General features: G+C 74.3%; 12 protein-coding genes. 1 reads left to right on the top strand and 11 read right to left on the bottom strand.

What is annotated here, in order from left to right; genetic code table 11:
• Window positions 1–37: 37 nt before the first annotated feature.
• Genes LV457_RS09615 through hrcA form a run of 3 tightly spaced genes read right to left on the bottom strand, consistent with a single transcriptional unit; the run spans window position 38 to window position 3,019 of the window.
• A complete protein-coding gene (locus tag LV457_RS09615) occupies window positions 38–778 on the bottom strand; it encodes a 16S rRNA (uracil(1498)-N(3))-methyltransferase (RefSeq protein WP_232170570.1) in 741 nt (246 codons plus the stop codon).
• Window positions 779–796: 18 nt separating this feature from the next.
• Entirely contained in the window at window positions 797–1,948 is a 1,152-nt protein-coding gene (gene dnaJ / locus LV457_RS09610) for a molecular chaperone DnaJ (RefSeq protein ID WP_232170569.1), read from the bottom strand.
• Window positions 1,949–1,984: 36 nt separating this feature from the next.
• Window positions 1,985–3,019, bottom strand: coding sequence for a heat-inducible transcriptional repressor HrcA (gene hrcA / locus LV457_RS09605; RefSeq protein ID WP_232170568.1), 1,035 nt, complete (start codon window positions 3,017–3,019; stop codon window positions 1,985–1,987).
• 98 nt (window positions 3,020–3,117) lie between these two features.
• On the opposite strand from hrcA, the gene LV457_RS09600 reads away from it, so the two are divergent.
• Complete coding sequence (locus tag LV457_RS09600) at window positions 3,118–3,423, top strand: type II toxin-antitoxin system VapB family antitoxin (RefSeq protein ID WP_232170567.1); 306 nt, start codon at window positions 3,118–3,120, stop codon at window positions 3,421–3,423.
• Window positions 3,424–3,521: 98 nt separating this feature from the next.
• On the opposite strand, the gene LV457_RS09595 is transcribed toward LV457_RS09600, so the two are convergent.
• From LV457_RS09595 to LV457_RS09560, 8 genes are read right to left on the bottom strand one after another with little or no spacing between them, the layout of a single operon-like run.
• Complete coding sequence (locus LV457_RS09595) at window positions 3,522–3,737, bottom strand: MbtH family protein (RefSeq protein ID WP_232170566.1); 216 nt, start codon at window positions 3,735–3,737, stop codon at window positions 3,522–3,524.
• Window positions 3,715–5,004, bottom strand: a complete 1,290-nt coding sequence (mbtG, locus tag LV457_RS09590) for an NADPH-dependent L-lysine N(6)-monooxygenase MbtG (RefSeq protein WP_232170565.1) — start codon at window positions 5,002–5,004, stop codon at window positions 3,715–3,717. Before mbtG ends, LV457_RS09595 begins: the two co-directional genes overlap by 23 nt.
• Complete coding sequence (locus LV457_RS09585) at window positions 5,001–9,392, bottom strand: non-ribosomal peptide synthetase (RefSeq protein ID WP_232170564.1); 4,392 nt, start codon at window positions 9,390–9,392, stop codon at window positions 5,001–5,003. The genes mbtG and LV457_RS09585 overlap by 4 nt, the downstream gene beginning before the upstream one ends.
• Window positions 9,389–14,758 (bottom strand): non-ribosomal peptide synthetase, encoded by a 5,370-nt coding sequence (locus LV457_RS09580; RefSeq protein WP_232170563.1) that lies wholly within the window; start codon window positions 14,756–14,758, stop codon window positions 9,389–9,391. Before LV457_RS09580 ends, LV457_RS09585 begins: the two co-directional genes overlap by 4 nt.
• A complete protein-coding gene (gene mbtD, locus LV457_RS09575; RefSeq protein WP_232170562.1) occupies window positions 14,755–17,649 on the bottom strand; it encodes a mycobactin polyketide synthase MbtD in 2,895 nt (964 codons plus the stop codon). The genes LV457_RS09580 and mbtD overlap by 4 nt, the downstream gene beginning before the upstream one ends.
• Window positions 17,649–18,962: a polyketide synthase gene (locus LV457_RS09570; protein WP_232170561.1), complete on the bottom strand. Its 1,314-nt coding sequence runs from the start codon at window positions 18,960–18,962 to the stop codon at window positions 17,649–17,651. Before LV457_RS09570 ends, mbtD begins: the two co-directional genes overlap by 1 nt.
• Window positions 18,952–19,692 (bottom strand): thioesterase II family protein, encoded by a 741-nt coding sequence (locus tag LV457_RS09565; protein ID WP_232170560.1) that lies wholly within the window; start codon window positions 19,690–19,692, stop codon window positions 18,952–18,954. The genes LV457_RS09570 and LV457_RS09565 overlap by 11 nt, the downstream gene beginning before the upstream one ends.
• Window positions 19,689–23,150, bottom strand: a complete 3,462-nt coding sequence (locus LV457_RS09560) for a non-ribosomal peptide synthetase (RefSeq protein ID WP_232170559.1) — start codon at window positions 23,148–23,150, stop codon at window positions 19,689–19,691. The genes LV457_RS09565 and LV457_RS09560 overlap by 4 nt, the downstream gene beginning before the upstream one ends.
• Window positions 23,151–23,249 lie beyond the last annotated feature (99 nt).

Here is a 23,249-nt window from a genome sequence, read left to right as displayed (position 1 = left end):
CCCGAGCTTACCGCTGTGGCTTGGACCAGCACAGTTGTCACCGCCACCGCGGCGTCAGCGCGCCCAGCGCGCCGAGCGCGACAGCCGCCGCCGTCGAGGTGCGCAGCACCGTCGGGCCGAGCAGCACGGCATGCGCGCCGGCGTCCGTGAGCGCCGCGAGCTCGTCGTCGCCCACGCCGCCCTCGGGCCCGACGATCAGCTCGATGCGGTCGACGGCGGCGAGGTCGATGTCGGCCAGCGGCGCGGTGGCCGACTCGTGCAGCGCCAGGGTGATCCCGTCGCCCGCGGCGGTGCGCCGCACCAATTCGGCGGTCGACAGCACACCGGTGACGGGCGGGATGAAGGCGCGGCGCGACTGCCGGGCCGCGGAGCGCGCGACGGCGTTCCAGCGGCGCAGGCCCTTCTCGGCCTTGGCGGCATGGTCCCAGCGGGCAACGCAGCGCGCGGCCTGCCAGGCGACGATCGCGTCGGCACCGGCCTCGGTGGCCAGCTCGACCGCGAGCTCCGAGCGGTCCGACTTCGGAATCGCCTGCACGACAGTCACTTCCGGCCGCGGCGGCCGGACCTGCCGACGCCGGGTGACGCGCGCCCGCAGCGCGGCCTTGGCCACGTCGGTGACCTCACAGTCGGCCAACCCGCCGGCCCCGTCGCCCAGCAGCAGCCGCTCGCCCGGGCGGATCCGGCGAACGGTCGCCGCGTGGAACCCCTCGTCCCCGCTGACGGTCGCCTCGGCGCCGACATCGGGCAGCGCGTCGACGTAGAAAAGCGCCGCGCTCACGTGCGCTTCATGCGGGCGTCAGCGGCCGCTGAACGTTTCGCGGAGCCGGCTGAACAGCCCGCCATTGTGGTGGTCGGTGTGCACGGAGCGGACCACCGCCACGTCACGGCTGCGCCGCTTCTTCAGCTCCCGCAGCAACTCGGCGTCGCCGTGGTCCAGCCGCGTCGGCACCACCACGTCGACGTGGGCGTGCAGGTCGCCGCGCACCCCGGAGCGCAGGTGCGGCATGCCGAGGCCCCGCAGCGTGATCACGGCACCCGGCTGGGTGCCGGGAGGAATGGTGAGCTCGGTAGGGCCGTCGATGATGGCGTCGACGGTGACGGTGGTGCCCAGCGCCGCGTCGACCATCGGCACCGACACCGTGCAGCGCAGGTCGTCGCCGTCGCGGACGAACACGTCGTGCGGCTGCTCGTGGACCTCGACGTACAGGTCGCCGGCCGGACCGCCACCCGGGCCGACCTCGCCCTGGGCGGCCAGCCGGACGCGCATGCCGTCGCCGACGCCGGCCGGGATCTTGACCGTCACGTCGCGGCGGGCGCGGATCCGGCCGTCGCCGCCGCAGCGGTGACACGGATCGGGGATGACCTCGCCGACGCCGCGGCACGTCGGGCACGGCCGCGACGTCATGACCTGGCCGAGCAGCGAGCGCTGCACCGTCTGCACCTCGCCGCGGCCGCCGCAGGTGTCGCAGGCGACCGGCATCGAGTCGCCGTGGGTGCCGCGGCCCTGGCACAGGTCGCACAGCACCGCGGTGTCCACGGTGACCTGCTTGGTGACGCCCGTCGCGCACTCGGCGAGGTCGAGCCGCAGCCGCAGCAGCGAGTCCGAACCCGGGCGGACGCGGCCGACGGGACCGCGGGTGGTGGTGCCGCCGCCGAAGAACGCCTCGAACACGTCGCCGAGGCCGCCGAAACCGCCGGGGAAGCCGGCTCCGTTCGCGGCGGCCGCCGCGTTCTCCAGCGGGTCGCCGCCGAGGTCGACGATGCGGCGCTTCTCCGGATCGCTGAGCACCTCGTAGGCCGCGCTGATCTCCTTGAACCGCGCCTGTGCCTCGGCGTCGGGATTGACGTCGGGATGCAGCTCGCGCGCCAGCTTCCGATAGGCGCGCTTGATCTCCTGATCGCTCGCGCCCCGCTTCACACCGAGCAGGCCGTAATAGTCGCGTGCCACGTTGTCCTCTGTCCGTTCTGTCGTTCCGGACCCGGGCTACCGATTACCCAGGACTTCGCCGATGTACATGGCAACCGCGGCGACGCTGGCCATAGTCCCCGGATAGTCCATTCGGGTGGGACCCAGCACCCCCATGCCGCCGTAGACCGTGCCGGCCGCGCCGTAGGTGGTGGTGACCACCGACGCGCCGGTCATCTGCTCGGCGTCCACCTCGTGACCGATGCGCACCGTGACCTTACCGGCCTCCTGCTGGGCGGCGAGCAGTCGCAGCACCACGACCTGCTCCTCGAGCGCCTCGAGGATGGGGCGCAGCGAACCGCCGAAGTCGGCGGTGTTGCGGGTGAGGTTCGCGGTGCCGCCGAGCAGCAGCCGCTCCTCGGCGTGCTCGACGAGGGATTCGAGCAATACGGTCGCCGAGCGGCCGACCGCGTCGTTGAGGCTGCCCGGCGTGGCGCCCATCTCGCTCACCAGGTCCGCAACCGCCGTCGACGCCGCCGCCAGCTTCTTGCCCTCGAGCGCCTGGCCGAGGATCTCCCGCAGCCGGGACAGCTGGTGGTCGTCGAGCACGTCGCCGAGCTCGACGATCCGCTGATCGACGCGGCCGGTGTCGGTGATCACCACCATGAGCAGCCGCGCCGGCGTCAGCGCGACCACCTCGAGGTGGCGCACCGTCGACGTCGACAGCGTCGGGTACTGCACCACCGCGACCTGGCGCGTGAGCTGCGCCAGCAGCCGCACCGCACGGCGCAGCACGTCGTCGAGGTCGACGCCGGATTCCAGGAAGTTCAGGATCGCGCGGCGTTCGGCGGCCGACAGCGGCTTGACCTGGTCGATGCGGTCGACGAACTCGCGGTAGCCCTTCTCGGTGGGGATGCGGCCGGAGCTGGTGTGCGGCTGGGTGATGTAGCCCTCGGCCTCCAGCACCGCCATGTCGTTGCGGATGGTGGCGCTCGACACCCCCAGGTTGTGGCGCTCGACCAGTGACTTGGAGCCGATGGGCTCCTTGGTGGCGACGAAATCGGCCACGATGGCCCGCAGCACCTCGAAGCGGCGGTCCTCGGCGTTACTCATGTGCACTGTCCGTCGACATCTCACCTCCCTGGTCGCATTCATTTTACGGTGACTCAGCTGGGCCGATACGGTGGCAGACGAGCGCGAAGGGACTGCGGGTGATCTTCAAGGGCGTGCGCGACGGTAAGCCGTATCCGGAGCACGGGCTGAGCCACCGGGACTGGTCGCAGATCCCGCCGCGGCAGATCCGGCTCGACGAGCTGGTGACGACCACGACCCATCTCGCGCTGGATCGGCTGTTGAGCGAGGATTCCACCTTCTACGGCGACCTGTTTCCGCATGCGGTGAAGTGGAAGGGCGTCATGTACCTCGAGGACGGCCTGCACCGCGCCGTGCGGGCCGCGCTGCGCAACCGCACCGTGCTGCACGCCCGGCTGTTCGACATGGACTTCCTGACGGACTGACGCGCGACGCTGAGGCGCCGCGAGCGTGCGCTCGGTACACGCCCGCCGCGGCGTGCCGGCGTACAGACACGCACGCTCGCGGTGCGAAGCGGTGCAGGTCAGGGCGTGCGCATGGCGTCGCGGAGGGTCTTCGGCCGCAGGTCGGTCCAGGTCTGCTCGACGTAGGCCAGGCAGTCGGCGCGCGAGCTCTCACCCAACACCTGCCGCCAGCCCGCGGGCACCTCGGCGAACGCGGGCCACAGGCTGTACTGCTCCTCGTCGTTCACCAGCACGACGAAGCGGCCGGCGTCGTCATCGAACGGATTGCTGCTCATGGGGTTTCCTTTGCGGCGGTGCGGTCAGGTCGGCGCCCAGCACCCGGTCGCTCAGCAGACCGAGGCAGGAGAGGTTGGGGAAGCCCGGCCCCTGCGTGAGGCCGGAGAGCCCCGGCAGGAACAGCTTGGGGTACACGCCGGTGACGGCGAGGTCGTAGCCGACGGCCTCCTGCAGCGCCTCGGCGGTCAGCGGGCCGCCGAGGCCGAGCTCGAGCAGGTCGAGCGCATCCTGGCCGAACAGCGGCAGGAACCACAGCGGGTCGGCGCCCGAGCCGTCGATCACCAGGTCGAAGCCGTGCACGGTCTCGACCGCCTCGCCGCCGGTGCTGGTGGACAGCGTCAGCCGGATGCGGTCGTCGCGGGCGACGGCGTGCGCCACCCGGCCGCGCAGGTGCCGGATGCGGTCGTCGGCGAGCAGGGCGTCCTGCACCCGCGCCGAGAACACGCCACGGTCGGTGCGGGCCAACGCATCCCGGCGCTCAGCCGGGGTCAGCGCGCTCCACCCGGTCGGATCGGAGAACAGGGTGTTCTCGAAGAAGCTCTCCCCGCGGGTGAACAGCGTGACGGCGGGCGAGATGACGGTGATCGTCGAAACCCGGTGCCGGAACAGCTCGCTCAGCATCGACGCGGCCGTTTCCCCGCCGCCGATCACCGCGACGCGCTCGGCGACGATGCGCTCCTGCGACGCGACGTGGTTCCAGAACCGGGCGATCGACATCACCCGCGGATGGCCGCAGAGCACGCAGCGTTCCGGCTGGCCGGGGCCGGTGATCATCACGCCGTCGGCGGCGACCGTGCGCCCGGCGGTGTGCACCAGCCAGCGACGCTCGTCGTCGTCGACCGAGATGCGCTGCGCCTCACCGATGACGACGTCCATGCCGATGTCCGCGGCGACCCACGACAGGTAGTCGCTCCACCGCTGGTGGGTGGGCGCCGGCCGGCCGCGGTCGACCCACTCGGCGAAGGCGCCGGTCGCGACGAGATAGGCCTGCCAGCTGTGACGGGTCATCCGCTCGTCGAGCTCGGCGTTGCGGCGGGGCACCAGCGACGAGCGGTAGGGGAAGCCGACGTCCTTCTCGGGGCCGGTGCCGAGCCGGTGCCGGCCGTCGGTCCAGCCGCCGCCGCTTCGCCAGTTGGCGGCCACCCGGGACCGCTCGACGGCGATCACCGCCGGTGCGGCGACGCCCATCGCGCGCAGTTCGGCCGCCTTGGCGGCGACGGCGACGGCCTTGGCGCCGGCGCCGACCACGGCCAGGGTAGGAGTCATGCGAGCACCTCCCGGAGGGCCTCGACCCACAGCGCCTGCAGGGCGGTGACCCCGTCGGCGGTGAGGATGTCGGGCAGCGTCCGCCACTGACTGCCGAGCACCGGCCGGCCGTCGCGCGCCAGCACCGCGACCTGCAGCGTGATCTCGTGGCGCACCGCGGCGTTCGGCTCGGGGCAGCGCGACGCGTCGGCGAGCAGGGCGCGGTCGCTCACCAGGGCGCCGCCGGGCGCACCGCCGTCGAGCCGGCCGAGGAAGTTGAGCAGCAGCTGCGGCTCGGGGTGGGCGGCCAGCCGTGCCGCGGTGTCGTCGCGTAGGTACCGCAGCAGTCCGAAGTCGATGCCGTCGCCGGGGATCGCGGCGCGCTGCGCGGCCACCGCGGCCGGATCGTCGGCCGGCACCCGCAGCGGGAAGATGGCGCTCAGCAAGCCGACGGTGTCACCGGTGTCGACGTCGGGGCCGACGACCGCATCGGCGCGGCCGTGGGTCTCGATCGCCAGCAGCGGCGGCGGCGTCGGCTGGCCGCGGCGCTGCCGCCAGCGGGTGACGGTGCGGGCCGTCGCGGCGACCAGCACGTCGGGCACCGGCACCGGGCTCGCGAAGAGCCGCGCCGTCAGCTCGGCGTCGGCCAGCGCGACGGAAAGGCGCGTGTCGCCGAGCCGGTCGACCGCCGGCCGGACCCGCCGCGCGCCGAGATCGGGATCGGCTCCGGCGAGCTGGCGCTCCCAGTAGTCGCCGGTGTCGAGTGCCCGCGCCCGCTCGGCGAGGCGCGCCGACCACGCCTGCAGCGAGGTGTGCTCGCCGGCCGGCACCGGCGTGCGGCCGCGACGCCGGGCGTGCCACGCGGTCTCCAGCTCGCCGAGCACGATGCGCCACGACGCCGGGTCGACGGCGAGCACGTGCGGGGTGAGCAGCAGCACGTCGCCTACGGCGGCGCGCAGCCACACCGCGTCGACCATGACACCGCGCTGCGGATCGAGCCGCTCGACGGCCGCCCGGGTGTGCTCCGCGACCGCCGCGCGCAGCTCACCGGTGACCGCCACCTCGCTGAGGATGTCGCCGGCCGGCTGCGGCACGAGCGTGCGGCGCGCCGGATCCAGGCGGCTGCGCAGCGCCGGGTGGCCGTCGACGACACAGCGCAGCATCGCCTCGATGTCGGCGCGGGTGATCTCGGCGGGCAGCCGGATCGCCTCGGTCTGCGCCAACCGCCGGGGATCGCCGTGCTGGTGGAGCCAGTGCCCGCTGGGCAGCAGCGGGATCGGCTCGGTGTCGGTGGCGGGGCCGGCAGTATCGCCGGAGTCGGCCTCCAGTGCCGCCGCCAGCTCGCGGACGCTGTGGGTGTCGAGCAGCAGCCGGGCACGCAGCGCGATGCCGCGCCGCCGCACCGCCTGGACCACCGACAGCGCGGCGATGCTGTCGAGCCCGAGGTCGAGGAAATCGGCGGTCACATCGACGTCACCGGCGTCGAGCACCTCGGCCAGCGCCTCGGCCAGCATGGTTTCGGTGGCGGTGGCGGGCGCCTCGCGCTCGGCGGTCACCCGATCCGACGCCCGGGCGGCCAGCGCCGCGTCGTCGACCTTGCCGTGCCGGGTCAGCGGGATCTCGTCGACGACGACGATGTGGTGGGGCACCAGGTGCGCGGGCAGCGTGGCCGCGAGCGCGCGGCGCAGTCCGGGGAGGTCGACGCCGTCGGCGGGCGCGGGCACCACGTACGCCGTGAGCCGGGGGCCGCTGCGGTGGTGGCGCACCGCGACGTGGGCGTGGTGGACGTCGGCGTGGCGGAGCAGCGCGGCGGCCACCTCGCCGGGCTCCACCCGGAAGCCGCGGATCTTCACCTGGTCGTCGCTGCGCCCGAGGAACTGCAGCGCGCCGTCGGGCAGCCGCCGCGCCACGTCACCCGTGCGGTACATGCGCGCGCCGGGGTGGAACGGGTCGGCGACGAACCGGCTCGCGGTCTCGCCGGGCCGCCCGAGATAGCCGCGGGTGACCTGCCCGCCGCCCAGGTAGAGCTCGGCGGCCACCCCGGGCGGGACGGGCCGCAGCCACGCGTCGAGCAGGTAGGCCGAGGTGGGGTCGGTGGGGACGCCGATGCACGGCTCGCGGTGACCGGCGATCGGCGCCACCACCGCCTCGACGGTGGTCTCGGTGGGGCCGTAGCAGTTGTGGGCGGTCATGCCGGTGCGGGCGCAGACGTCGCCGATCGCCCGCCATGTCGCGGTGTCGACGGCCTCGCCGCCGAGCGCCAGCGCCGCCAGCGGCACCCTCGACAGCAGGCCCGCCGCGCGCAGCTGCGCGAACATCGACGGCGTGGTGTCGATGAGGTCGATGCAATGGCGTTCGATGCTTTCCACCAGCGCCTCGGCGTCGCGTTGCACGGCGTCGCCGACGATGTGGACGGTGTGGCCGGCGAGCAGCGCGGCGAGCGGCTGCCAGGCCGCGTCGAAGGTGAACGACCAGGCGTGCGCGACGCGAAGCGGGCGGCCCAGCCGGTCAGCGGCCGGCGCGAGCACGCGGCGAGCGTGGTCGGCGGCGTACGCCAACACCGCGTCGTGAGTGCCGATGACGCCCTTCGGTGTCCCGGTGGTGCCGGAGGTGAAGACGATGTAGGCGCCCTGTCCCGGCGCGGCGTCGGGGGCGCAATAGTCGGGGGCACAGGGCAGGTCGGGGGCACAGGGCAGGTCGGCGAGCAGCGCATCGTCGACGACGAGCCGCGCGCCGGTGCTGCCGACGATCTCGTCGATGCGGGCCGCCGGCGTCGCCGGGTCGAGCGGCACGATCAGCCCGCCCGCCTTGAGCACCCCGAACATCGCGACGACGTATCCGGGTCCGCGGGGCAGCAGGATCGGGACGGCCGTCTCGGGGCGGACGCCGCGGCCGACCAGCTCGGCGGCCACCCGGTCGGCGGCCGCGTCGAGCTCGCGGTACGACAGCGTTCCGCCGTCCCAGCTGACCGCGGTCGCGTCGGGCTGCGCGGCGGCGACGGCCGACAGCGCGGTGTGCACGCCGCCGTCGCGCGGGGCTGTGTGGGCCGACGCGGCTGTGTGAGCCGGTGGCGCGGCGGCCGGCTCGCCGTCGAGGGTGATGCCGACCGCGGCGAGCGGGCGGTTCCAGCCGTCGAGCAGCCGCTGCACCACGGTCAGGACCCGACAGCCGAGTTCGGCCGGGTCCAGCGTGCCGAGCGCACCGTCGAGCACCTCCACGAGCACCGTCAGCCGGCCGCCGGTCGGGTGGGCGGCGACGGTGACCGGGAAGTGCGAGAGGCTCTCCAGCGCCGCGGGCCGCAGCACCGCTTCCCCGAGGTCGAAGGCGTCGCGGCCGACGAGCCCGCCGGGCGGGACGTTCTCGTAGACCAGCAGCGTGTCGTAGAGCTCGCCGACGCCGGCGAGCGACCGCAGCTCGGCGTGGCCGAGGTAGCCGTGGTCGCGCAGCTCGGCGGCCTCGCGCTGCAGGTCGAGGCACTGCCGGCCCACCCGTTCGGCCGGGTCGAGCCGCACCCGCAGCGGCACGGTGTTGACGAACAGGCCGACCATCGACTCGACGCCGGACAGCTCGTCGGGCCGCCCGGACACCGTGACGCCGTAGACGACGTCGCCGCGACCGGTGAACGCCGACAGGATCACCGCCCACGCCAGCTGGCACAGTGTGCCGATCGTGACGCCGCGGGCGCGGGCGGCGGCCAGCAGCGCGGCCGTGGCGCGCTCGTCGAGGGTCGCCTCGGTGCGCTGCGGCAGCCCGGGCGGCACGTCGCGGCCGGCCAGCGCCGGCGTGAGCAGCGTGGGTGCGTCGAGCCCGCGCAGCCGGTCCTGCCACCACCGCCGGCTGGCGTCGTGGTCACGGCCGGCGAGCCAGCCGATGTAGTCGCGGTAGGGCCGGGGGTCGGGCGGCAGTGCGGCCGGATCGCCGCCGGACCGGTACAGCGTCAGCAGTTCGCCGACGAACACCGGCAGCGACCAGCCGTCGATCGCGACGTGGTGGGCGGTCACCACCAGCCGCCAGCGCAGGCCGGGCAGCTCTATCAGCAGGAACCGCAGCAGCGGGCCGTGGGCCAGGTTGAACCGGCGCCGGCGTTCGGCGGCCTCGGCCGGCGCCGCGCAGTCCGCGCGGATGTGCGCGAAGGGCAGCGTGACCGCGACGGGCACCACGGCGACGGGCCGGCTGAGATCGCCCTGGTGGTAGCCGGCCCGCAGGTTCGGATGGCGCACCAGCAACCGCTCCGCGCAGGCCCGCAGCAGCGCGACGTCGAGGGCGCCGTCGATATCGGCGGCCATCGAGATGAGGTAGGGGTCGGGGCCGTCTGCGCCGTCGGTCAGCCCGGCCAGCGAGAACAGCCCCTGCTGCAGCGGGCTGAGCGCCAGCACGTCGACGATCGGCGGAGTGACGGTCGCCGTCATGGTGCGCCCTGTCCGGCGGTCGCCGCCCAGCCGGCCGTCAGCGCCGCGAGTTCCGCGCTCGAGAGCCCCGACACCGCCATCGGCTCGTGGCGAACATCGGCCGCGGCGGGCGCTGCCGCATCGACCGCCGCGGCGAGCTCGGCGAGCGTCGGGTGCTCGAACACCAGCCGCGCGGTCAGCGGGACGCCGTCCTCGCGGGCGCGCGCGGCGAGCTGCACGGCCAGGATGCTGTCGCCGCCCAAGCCGAAGAAGTCGTCGTGGCGGCGGACCTCGTCGACCGCGAGCAGGTCGACGAGCAGCCCGGCGAGCGCCCGTTCGGTCGGCGTGCGGGGCGGTTCGCTCGGCGCGGCGGCCACGATCCGCGGGCGGACCAGCGCGGCGGGCGTCAGGTCCGCGACGGCAACGATCGCGTCGACGGTCACGTCGTCGGGCAGCGCGGCCCGCACCTGGTCGACGAAGCCCTCCCCCGCCCCGGCTGTCGGCACGACGTAGCCGACGAGCAGGTCGGCGGCGCGCCCCGCGAAGCGCCGGGTGGCCGCCGCGGCCACGCCGTCGACGGCTTCGAGCGCGGCCTGCAGTGCGGGATCGCCCGCCGCGACCGGTTCGAGCCTGCCGTCATGGTTCCAGCGGGCGCGGTCGCCGGTGCGGTACAGCGCGGCTCCCCCGGCGTACGGGTTGGCGGCGAACCGCGCGGCGGCCGCCCCGACGGCTCGGGCGGCGGCGTCGTCGACGGCCCCGCCCGCGTAGTACACGTCGCCGACGACGCCGACGGGCACCGGGGCCAGATACTCGTCGAGCAGGTAGACGTGCGTGGCCCCGGCGGTCTGCGGCAGCGGCGGCGGCGCCGCGGTGCGGCTCCACTCGCCGAGCACTCGGTCGCTCTCGGCGGCACCGGGAGCGGCGACGTCGCGCAGCGTGGCGTCGGGGTCGGCGGCGAAGGCGGCGAGCACCCGGCGGAACCGGTCGACGAAGCACCGCACGGTGTCGCGCGAGTACAGCTCGGTGCGGTAGATGACGGCACCGCGGTAGCCGCCACCCTCGTCGTCGGCCAGCAGATTCACCGACAGGTCGGCGTGCGCGACGTCGAAGGTGGGTTCCAGTGCGGTGAACCGGGTTTCGCCGTCGATCGGCTGGTCTGTCGGCAGGCCGTCGCGGACGTGGACGACGACGCCGAACAGCGGATTGCGGGCCAGCGAACGCACAGGGCTGACCGCGTCGACCACGCGGTCGAACGGCAGGTCCTGGTGCCGGTAGGCGGCCAGCGCCCGCTCGCGCGCGCGGCGCAGCACCTCGCGCAGCGTCGGGTTGCCCGACAGGTCGTTGCGCAGCACCACGATGTTGACGAAGAACCCGATCAGCGCATCCAGTTCCGGCGCGGTACGGCCGGCGACCGGCGTGCCGAGCGGGATGTCGGTGCCCGCACCGGACTTGTGGAGCGCGACGGCCACCGCGGCCTGCAGCAGCATGAACTCGGTGACGCCGAGCTCGCGGGTCAGCGCGGTGAGCCGGGCGCGGGTGGCGGCGTCGACGGCGACGTCGAGCGCGGCGCCGTCACCGCTGGGCACCGCCGGGCGGGCGAAGTCGGGGGGCAGGCTGGTCTCTTCGGGTAGCCCGGCGAGCTGGGTGACCCAGTAGTCGCGCTGCTCGACCAGCGCGCCGTCGGCGAGCAGCGCGGCCTGCCAGGCGGCGTAGTCGGCGTACTGGACAGCCGGTGGCGGCAGCGGGCCTTCGCCGGCGCGCCGCCGGCGGTAGGCGCTCACCACATCGGCGAACAGCACGCCACCGGACCAGTGGTCGGCGGCGATGTGGTGGATCACCACCGACAGCACCACGTTCTCCGGAGTGGCGAGCACCGCCGCGCGGATCGGCCGGTCGCGCTCCAGGTCGAAGCAGTGGCGGCGTTCGGCGGCCAGTTCGCGCTGCAGCCACCGCTCGCCGTCGCCGCGGGCACGACGGATGGTGAGCGGCGCCGGCGGGTGGATCAGCTGTACCGGTGCGCCGTCGACCTCGCCGTAGGTGGTGCGCAGGATCTCGTGGCGCGCCACGACGTCCTCGACCGCGCCCGCCAGCGCGTCGACGTCGACCGGACCGGTGAGCCTGGCCGCGAACGGGATGTTGTTCACCGGGTTCGGGCCGTCGATGCGGAACTGGAACCACTGCCGCAGCTGCGCCGCCGACAGCGGTGACGGCCCGTCGTGGGCGGTGGCCACGATCGCGGGCCGGACGGTGGGGGCGCCCGCCGCCCGCAGCGCGTCGACGTGCGCCGCGAGCGCGGTCACGGTGCCCGATTCGAAGACGTCCGGCACGCCGACGTCCACGCCGAACCGGCTCCGCACCGCGGCCACGAGCCGGGTGGCGAGCAGCGAATGTCCGCCGAGGTCGAAGAACGAGTCGTCGGCGCCCACCCGGTCGCGGTCGAGCAGTTCGGCGAACAGCGCGGCCACCTCGCGCTCGGTGTCGGTACCCGGTTCCCGGTACGCCGTTACGGGATTCAGCTCCGGCGCCGGCAGCGCCGCGCGGTCGATCTTGCCGTGCGCGGTGATCGGGATCTCCGGCAGCTCGACGTAGGCGGCGGGCACCATGTACTCCGGCAGCGCGACGGTCACCCGGGCCCGGATGCGCGCGATGTCGACGGCGTCGACGTCCGGTGCCGGCGTCACATACGCGACGAGACTCCGGCCGACCGACGGCAGGTCGCTGACGACGACGACGGCCTGGCCGACCGACGGATCGACCGAGATCGCCGCGGCGACCTCGCCGAGCTCGATGCGGAAGCCGCGGATCTTCACCTGTTCGTCGGCGCGGCCGACGAATTCGAGGTCACCGTCGGCGTTGCGGCGGGCGAGGTCGCCGGAGCGGTACAGCCGGCCGCCGACGCTGAACGGGTCGGCGACGAACCGCTCGGCGGTCAACCCCGGACGGCCGAAGTAGCCGCGGGCGACATGCGTTCCGCCGATGTAGATCTCGCCGATCGCGCCGACCGGCACCGGCTGCAGCGCGTCGTCCAGCAGGTGGATCGCGGTGTTGATCTTCGGGGTGCCGATGGGGACGATCCGCGCGCCCTGGGCGCCCTCGACCTGATAGCGCGTGCAGTTCAGCACGGTCTCGGTGGGGCCGTAGAAATTGTGCAGCAGCGCGTCGAAGGTGGCGGTGAACTTGTCGGCGATCTCGCCGGGCAGCGCCTCACCGCCGACGGGCACCCGCCGCAGCGTCCGCCATTCCGCGACGCCGGGCAGCGACAGGAACAGGCCGAGCAGTGACGGCACGAAGTGCATCGACGTGATGCCCTCGGTGCGCAGCAGGTCGGTGAGGTAGCCGATGTCGGTCAACCCGCCGGCGCGCGGGATCACCAGGCGCGCACCGGCGGCCAGCATGCCGAAGATCTCACCGATCGACACGTCGAAGCTCTGCGACGCGACCTGCAGCAGCCGGTCGTCGGCGGACACCTGGTACTCCCCGCCGAACCACACGAAGTACTCGGCGATCGGCCGGTGCGACACCGGAACACCCTTGGGCATACCGGTGGATCCGGACGTGTAGATGAGGTAGGCGGTGTTGTCGGGAAGCAGGGGGCGCACCCGGTCGGCGTCGGTCGGATCGCGGTCCGGGTAGTCCTGCAGGTCGGTGACCGGTTCGCGCAGCACCACTTTCGGCTTCGAGTCGGCGAGGATGTAGGTGAGCCGGTCGGTGGGATAGTCGGGGTCGACCGGGAGGTACACCGCCCCGGCCTTGACGATGCCGAGCGCGGTGATGACGAGGTCGGGCGATTTGTCGAGCAGCACCGCGACGCGGTCCTCGGTGCCGACGCCCTGGGCGATCAGCCAGTGCGCCAACCGGTTGGCGCTGGCGTTGATCTCGGCGTAGGTGTGATGGCGGCCTTCGTAGGCGACCGCCACCGCGTCCGGGGTGCGGGCCGCCTGCTCGGCGACGAGCGCGCCGAGCGTCGTCGGCGGGGTGTCGAACGCCGCGCCGTGCGACACCTGGCGCAGCCAGTCGGCGTCTTCGGCCGACAGCAGCTCAAGCCGCGACAGCGCGGTGTCCGGCTCGTCGAGGGCGTGCGCCAACAGCACGCCGAAGTGATCGAGCATGCGGTGCACCAGGTCGGCGTCGAGCACCTCCACGAGGTGTTCTGCCTCGACGAGCACGCCGGTGTCGTCGAATTCGACCATGATCCCCAGGGGCAGCGGTGTGACGGGAGCCCGCAACTCCGCCCGCCGGCAGGTGACACCCGCCGGCGCGAAGCCGCCACCGTCGGGTGCGCGGAAACCGAAGCTCACCCGGGTCAGCCGTTCGGCGCCGTGCCGGCGGTCGGGGTTCAGCTCCCGCACCACCCGGTCGAGGGCGGTGCGCTGATGCGCAAAGGCGCCCAGGGCGGTGTCGCGGGTCTGGGCCAGCAGCTCGCGGAACGTGGCGGTCGCGGTGGGCCGGAGCCGCAGCGCGACCGTGTTGCCGTGATAGCCGATCGCGTCGTCGGAGTCGCGGTTGAGCACCGGGCTGGCGACCAGGAAGTCGTCGGTCGCGGTGTAGCGGAAGATCAGCGTGCCGAACGCGGCGAGCAGCACCATGTACGGCGTCGCGCCGGTGTCGCGGGCGAGGCCGGCCACGCGCGCGGCGACGTCGGCGGGCAGCCGCAGCGTGGTGCGGTGGGCGCGGAAGTTCGTCGGCACCGCGGATCCGTGCGGGCCGGGCAGCTCGAGCGGTTCGGGCGGGTCGGCGAGCACCGTGCGCCAGTAGGCGAGGTCGGCGGCGGACGTGTCGGGCACGGCGGCGGCGCGCCGCGGCGGCGGCGGCAGTTGCTCGCCGGTGTAGGCGCGGGTGAGGTCGGCGAAGAACGGCCGCCACGAGCCGTCGTCCCAGGCGACGTGGTGGGCGACCAGCAACAGCACGTGCTCGGCCTCGCCCAGCCGGATCAACGTGATCCGCAGCGGCGCCGCGGTGCTCAGGTCGAACGGCGTCGCGAACTCGCGTTGGGCGATCACCTCCAGGCGCAGGTCGCGCGCGCGGCCGGACTTCTGCGACAGGTCGTGGGTGGTCCAGGCCGGCAGCAGGTCGTCGTGCACCGTCGCTCGCGGTTCGCCGTTCTCGCCGGCGCCAAAGGTGGTGCGCAGCACCGGATGCCGGCGCGCGACGGCGTTCACCGCCGCGTGCAGGCGCGCGGCGTCGAGGTCACCGGTCAGCCGATAGGACACGCTGACGTTCAGCAGCACCCCGCTCGGGTCGACCGATTGGACGAACCACATCCGGCGCTGCCCGTCGGACAGTGCGGCGGCTCCGGCGGGGTCCGGAGCCGCGGTCGCGCGCAGGCCGCGGTCGGCGAGCTTGCGCCGCAGCAGTTCCAGCCGGCGGTCGGGGGCGATGTCGGTCACGGAGTTGCCTTCGCTGTCGTCAGGTGGGCGAGCACCTCGGTGGCGGACGCGCCACCCAGGATCATGGCCAGCGGAACGGTGCGGCCCGTGGTCTTTCCGAGCCGCTTGCGCAGGTCGAGGGCCAGCAGCGAATCGACGCCGAGGTCGATCAGGGACGCATCGCGGTCCAGCGCCGCCGGTTCGGCGACGTCGAGCACCGCGCCCAGCGCCTCGAGCAGCGCGTCCGCCGGATCGCGTTCTGCGGAAACAGGATCGAGGTCCGCGGGCGTGGTGCCGGGCGCGCAGTCGCCGAGGAAGGCGCGCAGCCGCCCAGGGTCCGCCGAGAACACCAGCGGGTCCGCGGTTCGGTCGCGCAGGCTTTCCTCGACCGCCCGGCCGGGGTCCATCGCCCGCAGCCCGGACCGTTCGACGCGGGCGATCTCGTCGGCGTCGAGGATGCCGGTGTCCTGCCACAGGCCCCACCGCACCGCGGTGCAGTGTCGCCCGTCCGCACGCAGCCGGGCGGCCGCGGCGTCGAGCAGCCGGTTGGCCGCCGCGTAGACCGCATGGCCGCGCCCGCCCCAGCGCCCGGACACCGAGGAGCACAACAGCATCCGGGCGTCCGCGCGCATCGGCCAGTGCGCCACGAGGTGCTGCAGGCCGGTCACCTTGGCGGCGAACGCCGCCTTGGCCGTGGCGGACGTCAGCTCGCGGTGCGGCGCGAGCGGGGCGGTGCCCGCGGCGTGGATCAGCAGCGACGCGCCGCCGCCACCGAACCGCGTGGCGGCGTCCGCCACCTGGTCGGCGTCGCCGACGTCGCAGCGCACCGCCACCACCTCGGTGCCGTGCCGCGCGACGGCGAGCCCGGCGGGCAGGGTGGCGCGCCGGCTGAGCAGCACGATGCGCCGGGCGCCGGCGGCGGCGAGGTGCCGGGCGTAGTGGCCGGCGATCGCGCCGCTGCCGCCGGTGATGACCACCTCGTCGAAACGCTGGGCGGGCCAGCGCGGCGAGGCGCGCGGCTCGTCGCGCAGCACCCTGCGGTAGGCCACGTCGCACAGCGCCACGACGTCGGCGGGGGCCGCCAGCGCACGCACCGCGGCGTCGGCGGTCGCGTCGTCGAGCACCCAGCTCGGTAGGTCGAGGTGGGCGAACCGTTGATCGGGGTACTCGAAGCCGACGCTGCGGTGCATCGCGGCGAGGGCGGCCGGCCCGGCACACGGCACCGGGTCCGCCGGGCGCACCTGCTCGCCGCCCACCGTCACCAGCCACACCTCGCGGCACGACGGGCCGATGGCGGCGGGATACGCCAGGAGTCCCCCGTCGATACGCGCCGCGAGATCGGCGACGCCCAGGTCGTCCGAGCGGGGCGCCACGACCACGAGCAGGTCGGCGTCGGCGGATCCGACGGTGCGCCAACCGGATCGGCGGTCGATCGCCGCCCGCAGCGCATCGCGAAGCGGTGAGCCGGCGGCATCGAGCACCACGACGCGGCGGGCGGGCGCCGCATCCGCCGCGGGCAGCGGTTCCCACGCCTCGACGGCCACCGTGAGAGCGGCGACGGGCGGCAGCGGCTCGGCGGCAGCCCAGTGGTGCTGCCGGCGCATGGGCGCGAACGGAAAGTCCCGCAACGGCGCTCGACGTTCGACCAGCTCGGGCCAGTGACAGCCGGGTTCGCGCAGCGCGACAGCGACGGCGCCGGCGGCGAGCCGGTCGGTGATCGGTTCGCCGCGCCGCCCGGAGCCGACGGTGAGGACGGCGGCGTCGGGCACCACCTGCTCCGCGACCTCGGCCACCGCGAACAGCAGTGCCGGATGGGCCGAGAGCTCGACGAAGGTGCGGGCGCCGAGGTCGGCGGCCGCCGCCACCGCCCGGTCGAAGCGCACCGTTGCGCGCAGGTTGGTCCACCAGTAGCCGGCGAAATCGGCGTCCGCTCCGACGGGCTGTCCGGTGGCGGCGCCGACGAACGGCACGGCGGTGTCGGTAAAGGCACCGGCGGGCAGCAGCGCCTCGAACTGGTCGCGCAGGCCGTCCAGCGCGCGGGTGTGCGCCGGGAACCACATCTCGATTTCCTTGGCGAACTTTCCCTGCGCGCTGACCGCGGCGACGGCGGCGCTCACCGCGGCGCGCTCGCCGGACACCGCGACCGAGGTGGCGGAGTTGACCACCGAGAGTTCCAGCCAGCCCGTGACCGCCGAGATGACCTGCTGCGCTTGCGCTTCCGTCACCCCGAGCGCCGCCACCCGGTAGGGGCCGGTGAGCCGGTCGAGCAGCGTGGCGCGGGCGATCACCACCCCGACCGCGGTGCGCAGCGGCAGCACGCCGGCGACGTGGGCGGCCGCGATCTCGCCGAGGCTGTGGCCGACGGTGATGTCGGGGACCACACCCAGCGACCGCCACACCCGGGCCAGCGCGACGCCGTGCACGAACTGCGCACCCTGGATCTGCACCTGGGAGAAGTCGCCTGTGTGGGCGCCGGCCGGGGCCAGCAGGTAGTCGCGCGGCGACGCGGCGCCGGCGAACGCGGCCGCGCACCGGTCGACCTCGGCCCGGTACCCGGGCAGCCGGTGGTAGGCGTCGGCGCCCATCCCGGGCCACTGGCTGCCCTGGCCGGGAAACACGAACGCGATGCGCCCGCGACCCGACTCCGACGCTCGCGTCACCAGTGGGTGCTCGTCGCCCGCGGCCAGCGCCGCGAGCCCGGCGCGCAGTTCGCTCGTGTCGGCGGCCCGCACGACCGCGCGGTGTCGCCGCACCCGCCGGGTGGCGAGCAGCGTCGCTGCGACCGAGCCGACTCGGGCGGCCTCCGGGTGGCGGTCGAGGTACGCCAGGATCGCCGCGGCGTCCGGTGCGATCAGGTCCTCGGCGTGGGCGGTCAACAGCACCGGTGTCCGGCCGTCGGGCAGCGCGACCATCAGGCGGCCCCGGCCGCGCCGTCGGCGGGGATCGACACCAGCACATGGGCGTTGGTGCCGCTCATGCCGAACGCCGACACCGCACCGATCCGCAGGCCGTCGACCGCCGGCCACGGCGTGTGCTCGGTGGCCAACCGCACACCCTGGCGCTGCCAGTCGATCTCGCGGCTCGGCTCGTCCACGCCCAGGGTGGCGGGCACCGCGCCGTGGTGGGCGGCCAGCAACACCTTGGCGAGCCCGAGAGCGCCGGCCGCGGCCTGACTGTGCCCGACATTCGATTTCACCGATCCGAGCAGTGGACCCCGGCCCGGCTCGGTCTCGCCGTACACCGCGGCCAGCGACCGCAATTCGGTGCGGTCGCCCAGCCGGGTGCCGGTGCCGTGCCCCTCGATCATGCCCACGTCGTGCGGCCGGACGCCCGCCGCGGCGACCGCCTTGCGGTACAGGCGGACCTGCGCGTCGCCGCTGGGCGCGGTCAGCCCGACCGTGCGGCCGTCGGAGTTGACGCAGCTGGCGCGCACCTCGGCGAGGATCGGCCGGCCCGCCGCGCGCGCCGCGGATCGGCGCTGCAGCACGAACATGGCCGCGCCCTCGGCCCAGACGGTGCCGCTGGCGAGCGCGCCGTAGGGCCGGCAGTGCCCGTCGTCGCTGAGGGCGTGCTGCTTGGAGAACTCGACGAAGTAGCCCGGCGAGCCCATCACGCAGACACCGCCGGTGAGCGCCAGGTCGCAGTCCCCCGCCCGGATGGCGCCGACCGCGGTGTGCAGCGCGGTCAGCGCCGACGAGCACGACGTGTCGACGGTGAGCGCCGGGCCGGCCAGGCCGAGCGTGTAGGCGATCCGCCCGGAGATCACCCCCAGCGAGGTGCCGGTGATGAGATGCCCGCTGAGCGAGGTGAACCGCGACAGTTCCGGTCCGTACTCCAGGTAGGAGGCCCCGACGTAGCACCCCGCGTCGTGGTCCGCGACGTCGTCGGGGTGGATGCCGCTGTGCTCCAGGGCGCGCCACGCGAGCCGCAGCGCGACCCGCTGCTGCGGGTCCATGGCGGTCGCTTCGCGCGGCGAGATGCCGAAGAACGCCGGGTCGAATGCGGCTGCGTCGGTGAGGAATCCGCCGGAGTCGGTGACCGGCTTGCACCCGTCGCGCCGCGACCCGTCGAGCACCTCGGAGACGTCCCAGCCGCGGTCGCTCGGGAAGTGGCCCAACGCTTCTCGCTGTTCGCAGAGCAGCGTCCAGTAGGAGTCCGACGAGTCGACGCCGCCCGGCGCCTCGATCGCCATGCCGACGATCACCACCGGATCGTCAGAGCTCATGGACCAGTTCCGCGATGTCGGCGAGGTGGTCGTTCACGTAGAAGTGGCCGCCGGGGAACGTGGACACGGTGAACGCCCCGGTGGTGTGGGGCTGCCAGCGGCGCAGCATGTGCTCGTCGACGCGGTGGTCGTCGTCGCCGCCGAGGGTGTGGATGTCGGCGGCGACGGTCACGCCGGCGTCGCAGGAGTACCGGTTGAACGCCGCGTAGTCGGCCCGCACCGCCGGCAGCAGCAGGTCGACGAAGTCGTCGTCGGCGAGCAGTCGCGCATCGGTGCCGCCGAGGTCGGCGAGCTCGGCGAGGATGTCGGCCTGCGCGGTCGGCAGGTCGGGCCGCGCCGCGACGGTCGACGGCGCCTCGCTGGCGGACGCCCAGAGCGCGTCGACGGCCACCCCGCGGCGCTCGGCGACGCGGGCGAACTCGAACGCGACCACCGCTCCCATGCAGTGCCCGAACAACCGCAGCGGTGCCAGCTCGGCCCAGTTCGCCGCCGCGAACAGGTCGTCGGCGAGCTCCGGCACGCCTGCGGGCGCGGGATGGGTCAGCCGGTCGCCGCGCTGCGGGTACTGCATCACGTACGCATCGGCTCCGGCCGCGGCGAGCGCGGCGCCCAGCGCGCGGTAGGCCGACGCCGCGCCGCCGGCATGGGGGAACACCAGGACCGGCCGCGAGCTGTGCTGTCCCGCAAAGCGTTTTAGCCACGGCGCGATGGGGTGCACGTCACCGGTCACGATGTGGCCCGCTCCAGCTCGGCGGCGACGTCGGCGCCGGGCATGGCGGTGACCTCCAGGTACAGCTCGGCGACCTGTTCGAGGCGGGCGCTTGCCGGTTCGCGGGCGGTGAGCCGGTCGGCGAGCCCGGCGACGGTCCGGGCGGCGAAGACGTCGGGCACGCCGGCCGTCGGGGTGTCCAGCCAGTCACGGATGCGGGCCACCGCGGTGGTCGCGAGCACCGAGTCACCGCCGAGCGCGAAGAAGTCGTCGTCGATTCCGATGTCGTTGCGCAACAACAGCTCTGCGAATATTGCGCTAAGCGCCGCCTGCAGTGCCGTCGCCGGGGCGCGGTGCACCGGCTGCTCGCCGGCGTCGGCCTGCAGCAGTGCCACCGCCGCCGGGCGGTCGATCTTGCCGCCGACGGTGAACGGGATGCGGTCGGCGGCCACGATGCGCTGGGGCACCATGTGGGGCGGCACCATGTCGGCGAGCGCGGAGCGCACCGTCGCCGCGGTGACCGCGTCGGCCGCCACCAGCGCCACCAGCACGTCACCGGGTCGGTCGGCGGCCGCCGGCAGCACGGCCGCCACCGCGCCGGTGACCCCCGGCACTCGCTGCAACGCGGCCTCGACCTCGCCGAGCTCGATGCGGTAGCCGCTGATCTTCACGCGGTGGTCGGCGCGGCCGACGAACTCGATGGTGCCGTCGGGCCGGTAGCGGGCGAGATCACCGGTGCGGTACCAGGTCCGGCCGGCGTATTGGACGAACCGCTCGGCGGTCAGGTCGGGCCGCCCGCGGTAGCCACGCGCGATGCCGCGACCGCCGACCCACAGCTCGCCGGGCACCCAGTCGGGGCAGTCGTCGCCGGCGGCGTCGACGATGCGGCAGGCGTTGCCGGGCAGTGGGCGACCGAACGGCACGGCGGCCCAGTCGGCGGGCAGTTCCTCGACCTCGCAGCAGGTGTGGTGGATGGCGGTCTCCGTGGCGCCGCCGAGGCCGGCGAACCGCACGCCCGGCGCCGCGGCCCGGAGCCGGCGCACCAGGTCGGGCCGCACCCAATCGCCGCCGGTGGGCACCACCCGCAGCGACGACAGCCGGTCACCGCCGACGTCGAGCAGCATCTGCAGCCAGCCGGGCATCCAGTGCAGCACCGTGACCCGATGCCGCTCGACGAGCGCGGCCCAGTGATCGGGATCGCGCCGGTGCGCTTCGTCGACCACCACCATCGAGCCGCCCGCCGCGAGCATGCCGAAGATGTCGAGGGTCGACAGGTCGCCTTCGAGCGTGGACAGTGCCAGCGCGCGGTCGTCGCGGCCGATCGCGAAGTGGCGGTTGACGAATTCGTGGGTGTTCATCACCGCGTCGTGCGTGAGCTCGACGCCTTTCGGCTCGCCGGTCGAGCCGGAGGTGAACAGCACGTAGGCGAGATCCTGCGGGTCGACGTCGACCGGCCGCAGCCGGGATCCGTCGCCCGCGGCCGCCGCCTCGGTGACCGTCACCGCCGGTATTCCGGCGAGCACGTCGGGTCGGAGGTCGCCGGTGGCCAGCGCGAACCGTACGTCTGCCGCGGCGAGGATGCGGGCGGCGCGCGGCGCGGGCTGGTCGGCGCCGATCGGCAGATAGGCCGCGCCCACGGTCAGGATCGCCAGCACCGCCGGAACCTGGTCGGCGCACTTCGGGCCGAGCACCGCGACGACGTCGCCGCGGCCGACGCCGCGGTCCTGCAACGTCGCCGCGATCCGCCGCACCCGCTGCTGCAGCGCGCCGTAGCTGACCGACTCCGAGCCGGTGATCACCGCGGTGGCGGCGGGCCGCGCCGCGGCGCTGCGGACGAATCCGTCGAGCAGCGTGTCACCGCTCGGCGTGACGATCCGGGCGTTGTCGAGAGCGCGCACCCCGCGCGACGGCGCGCTGAGCGCGGGTGGATCGGCCGCCTCCCAGGCGGCGTCGTCGGCCGCGAGGCGCTGCAGTTCGGCGATCTGGTGGTCGAACATCGCCTGCGCGACGCCGGGCGGGAAGTGCTCGACGCGGACGTCCCAGTTGATCATCAACTCGTCGGCCACCGGCGTGGCCTGGGCGTCGATGAGCACCTGCGGCCCCTGCGAGATGGTCCACACCGGCTCGCCGAACTGGTCGGTGACGTCGCCGGCGAACAGGTCGCCGAGCCCCAGCGCGCTGGTGTAGACGATGGTGGCGAGCACCTGGGTGCCGCGGTGACGGCGCAGCTCGCGCAGCACGTCCAGTCCGGGGACCGAGGCGTGCGCCGCGGTGCGGTGCAGCTCCTCCTGGACGGCGCGGGCCCGGGCGGCGGGCGTGTGCAACCCGGTCAGGTCGACGTCGAGCAGCAGCGACGACGTGAAGTCGCCGACCAGCCGGTCGACGTCGGGGTGGAACGGCTCGCGGCCGAACATCGGGAGGTTCAGCAAGAAGCGCTTGTTCGTCGACCACCGCGCGAGCGCGTGGGCGTAGGTCGCCGCGACCGCCATGGCCGGGGTGACGCCCCGGCGGTGCGCGGCGGTGAACAGCGCGTCACGGGTGGCGACGTCGAACGTGTGCCAGAGCCGGATGCTGCGCAGCGGGTCGGTCTGGGCGTCGCGCGGCAGCAGCGGCAGCGTGGGCGGCTCGGGCAGCTCCGGGATGCGCTCGGCCCACCACCGCAGGTCGGCCTCGGTGGGTGGCGGCGTCGAGGCGGCGAGCGCGGCCCGGTACTGCCGGTAGGTGTAGCGCAGCGGGGGCAGCTCCGCGCCGCGGTACAGCGCGGCGAGATCGGCCATGAGGGTGCGGTAGCTGACGGCGTCGGCGGCCTGCATGTCCAGGTCGACGTGCAGTCGCGTGCGGCCCTCGGGCAGCCGCGACAGTGAGAGCTCGAACACCTCGCCGTCGAGCTGTTGGTGCGACTTCGCCTGCCGGATGTCGGCGAGTCGCTCGGCGGCGGCGGCCGGGCCGAGGTCGCGCAGGTCGAACACGGTGACGTCGAGCGTGCGGTCGCCGATGCGCTGGCGGCCGTCGGGCAGGATCTCCTGGCGGAGCATCGGGTGCCGCGCGGCGAGCCGGGCCGCGGCGGTGCGCAGGCGCTCCGGATCGACTGCGGTGCCGTCGAATTCGACGTAGAGGTGCGCGGCGACGCCGCCGAGTTCCTGGTCGCCGTGCCGGCCGACCCACATCGCGTGGCCGATAGGCGCCAACGGGAACGGGGTGCCGTCGTCGTCGGCGAGCGGTTCCGTTTCGTCGGGCACCGGCGCGGCGGCGGGTTCGCCGCCGATCAGCCGCATCCAGGCGTCGACGGTCGGGGCAGCGGCCAGGGCGGCGAAGGTGACGTCGACGCCTCGTCTGCGCCAGCGCCCGGCGAGCGACATCATCCGGATGGAGTCCAGCCCGGCGGCGATGAGATCCGCCTGGGGATCGAGCGTGTCGGGATCGACGCCGAGCAGGTCGGCCACGTCGTGCCGGACGGTCGACGCGTTCGTCGCACTCACCTGGTCGACTCCTCCGTTACTTAAGACAGGCTTTCCTAACTTTGAGGAAGCTACCCTATATTCGGCGAGGGCACGACACCTACCCCGAAGGGCCGACGT

The organism is Mycobacterium sp. MYCO198283 (assembly GCF_021213805.1).
In the GTDB taxonomy this organism is placed as follows: domain Bacteria; phylum Actinomycetota; class Actinomycetes; order Mycobacteriales; family Mycobacteriaceae; genus Mycobacterium.
The sequence above is the reverse complement of the archived record's forward strand: the minus strand, read 5'-3'. Positions and strand labels throughout refer to the sequence as shown.

Bases quoted from the DNA above. Each gene is read 5' to 3' on its own strand.
- LV457_RS09595 (WP_232170566.1), bottom strand. From the start codon at position 3,737: ATGAGCAGCAATCCGTTCGATGACGACGCCGGCCGCTTCGTCGTGCTG.
- LV457_RS09585 (WP_232170564.1), bottom strand. From the start codon at position 9,392: ATGACGGCGACCGTCACTCCGCCGATCGTCGACGTGCTGGCGCTCAGC.
- mbtD (WP_232170562.1), bottom strand. From the start codon at position 17,649: ATGGTCGCGCTGCCCGACGGCCGGACACCGGTGCTGTTGACCGCCCAC.
- mbtG (WP_232170565.1), bottom strand. From the start codon at position 5,004: ATGACTCCTACCCTGGCCGTGGTCGGCGCCGGCGCCAAGGCCGTCGCC.
- LV457_RS09570 (WP_232170561.1), bottom strand. From the start codon at position 18,962: ATGAGCTCTGACGATCCGGTGGTGATCGTCGGCATGGCGATCGAGGCG.
- hrcA (WP_232170568.1), bottom strand. From the start codon at position 3,019: ATGAGTAACGCCGAGGACCGCCGCTTCGAGGTGCTGCGGGCCATCGTG.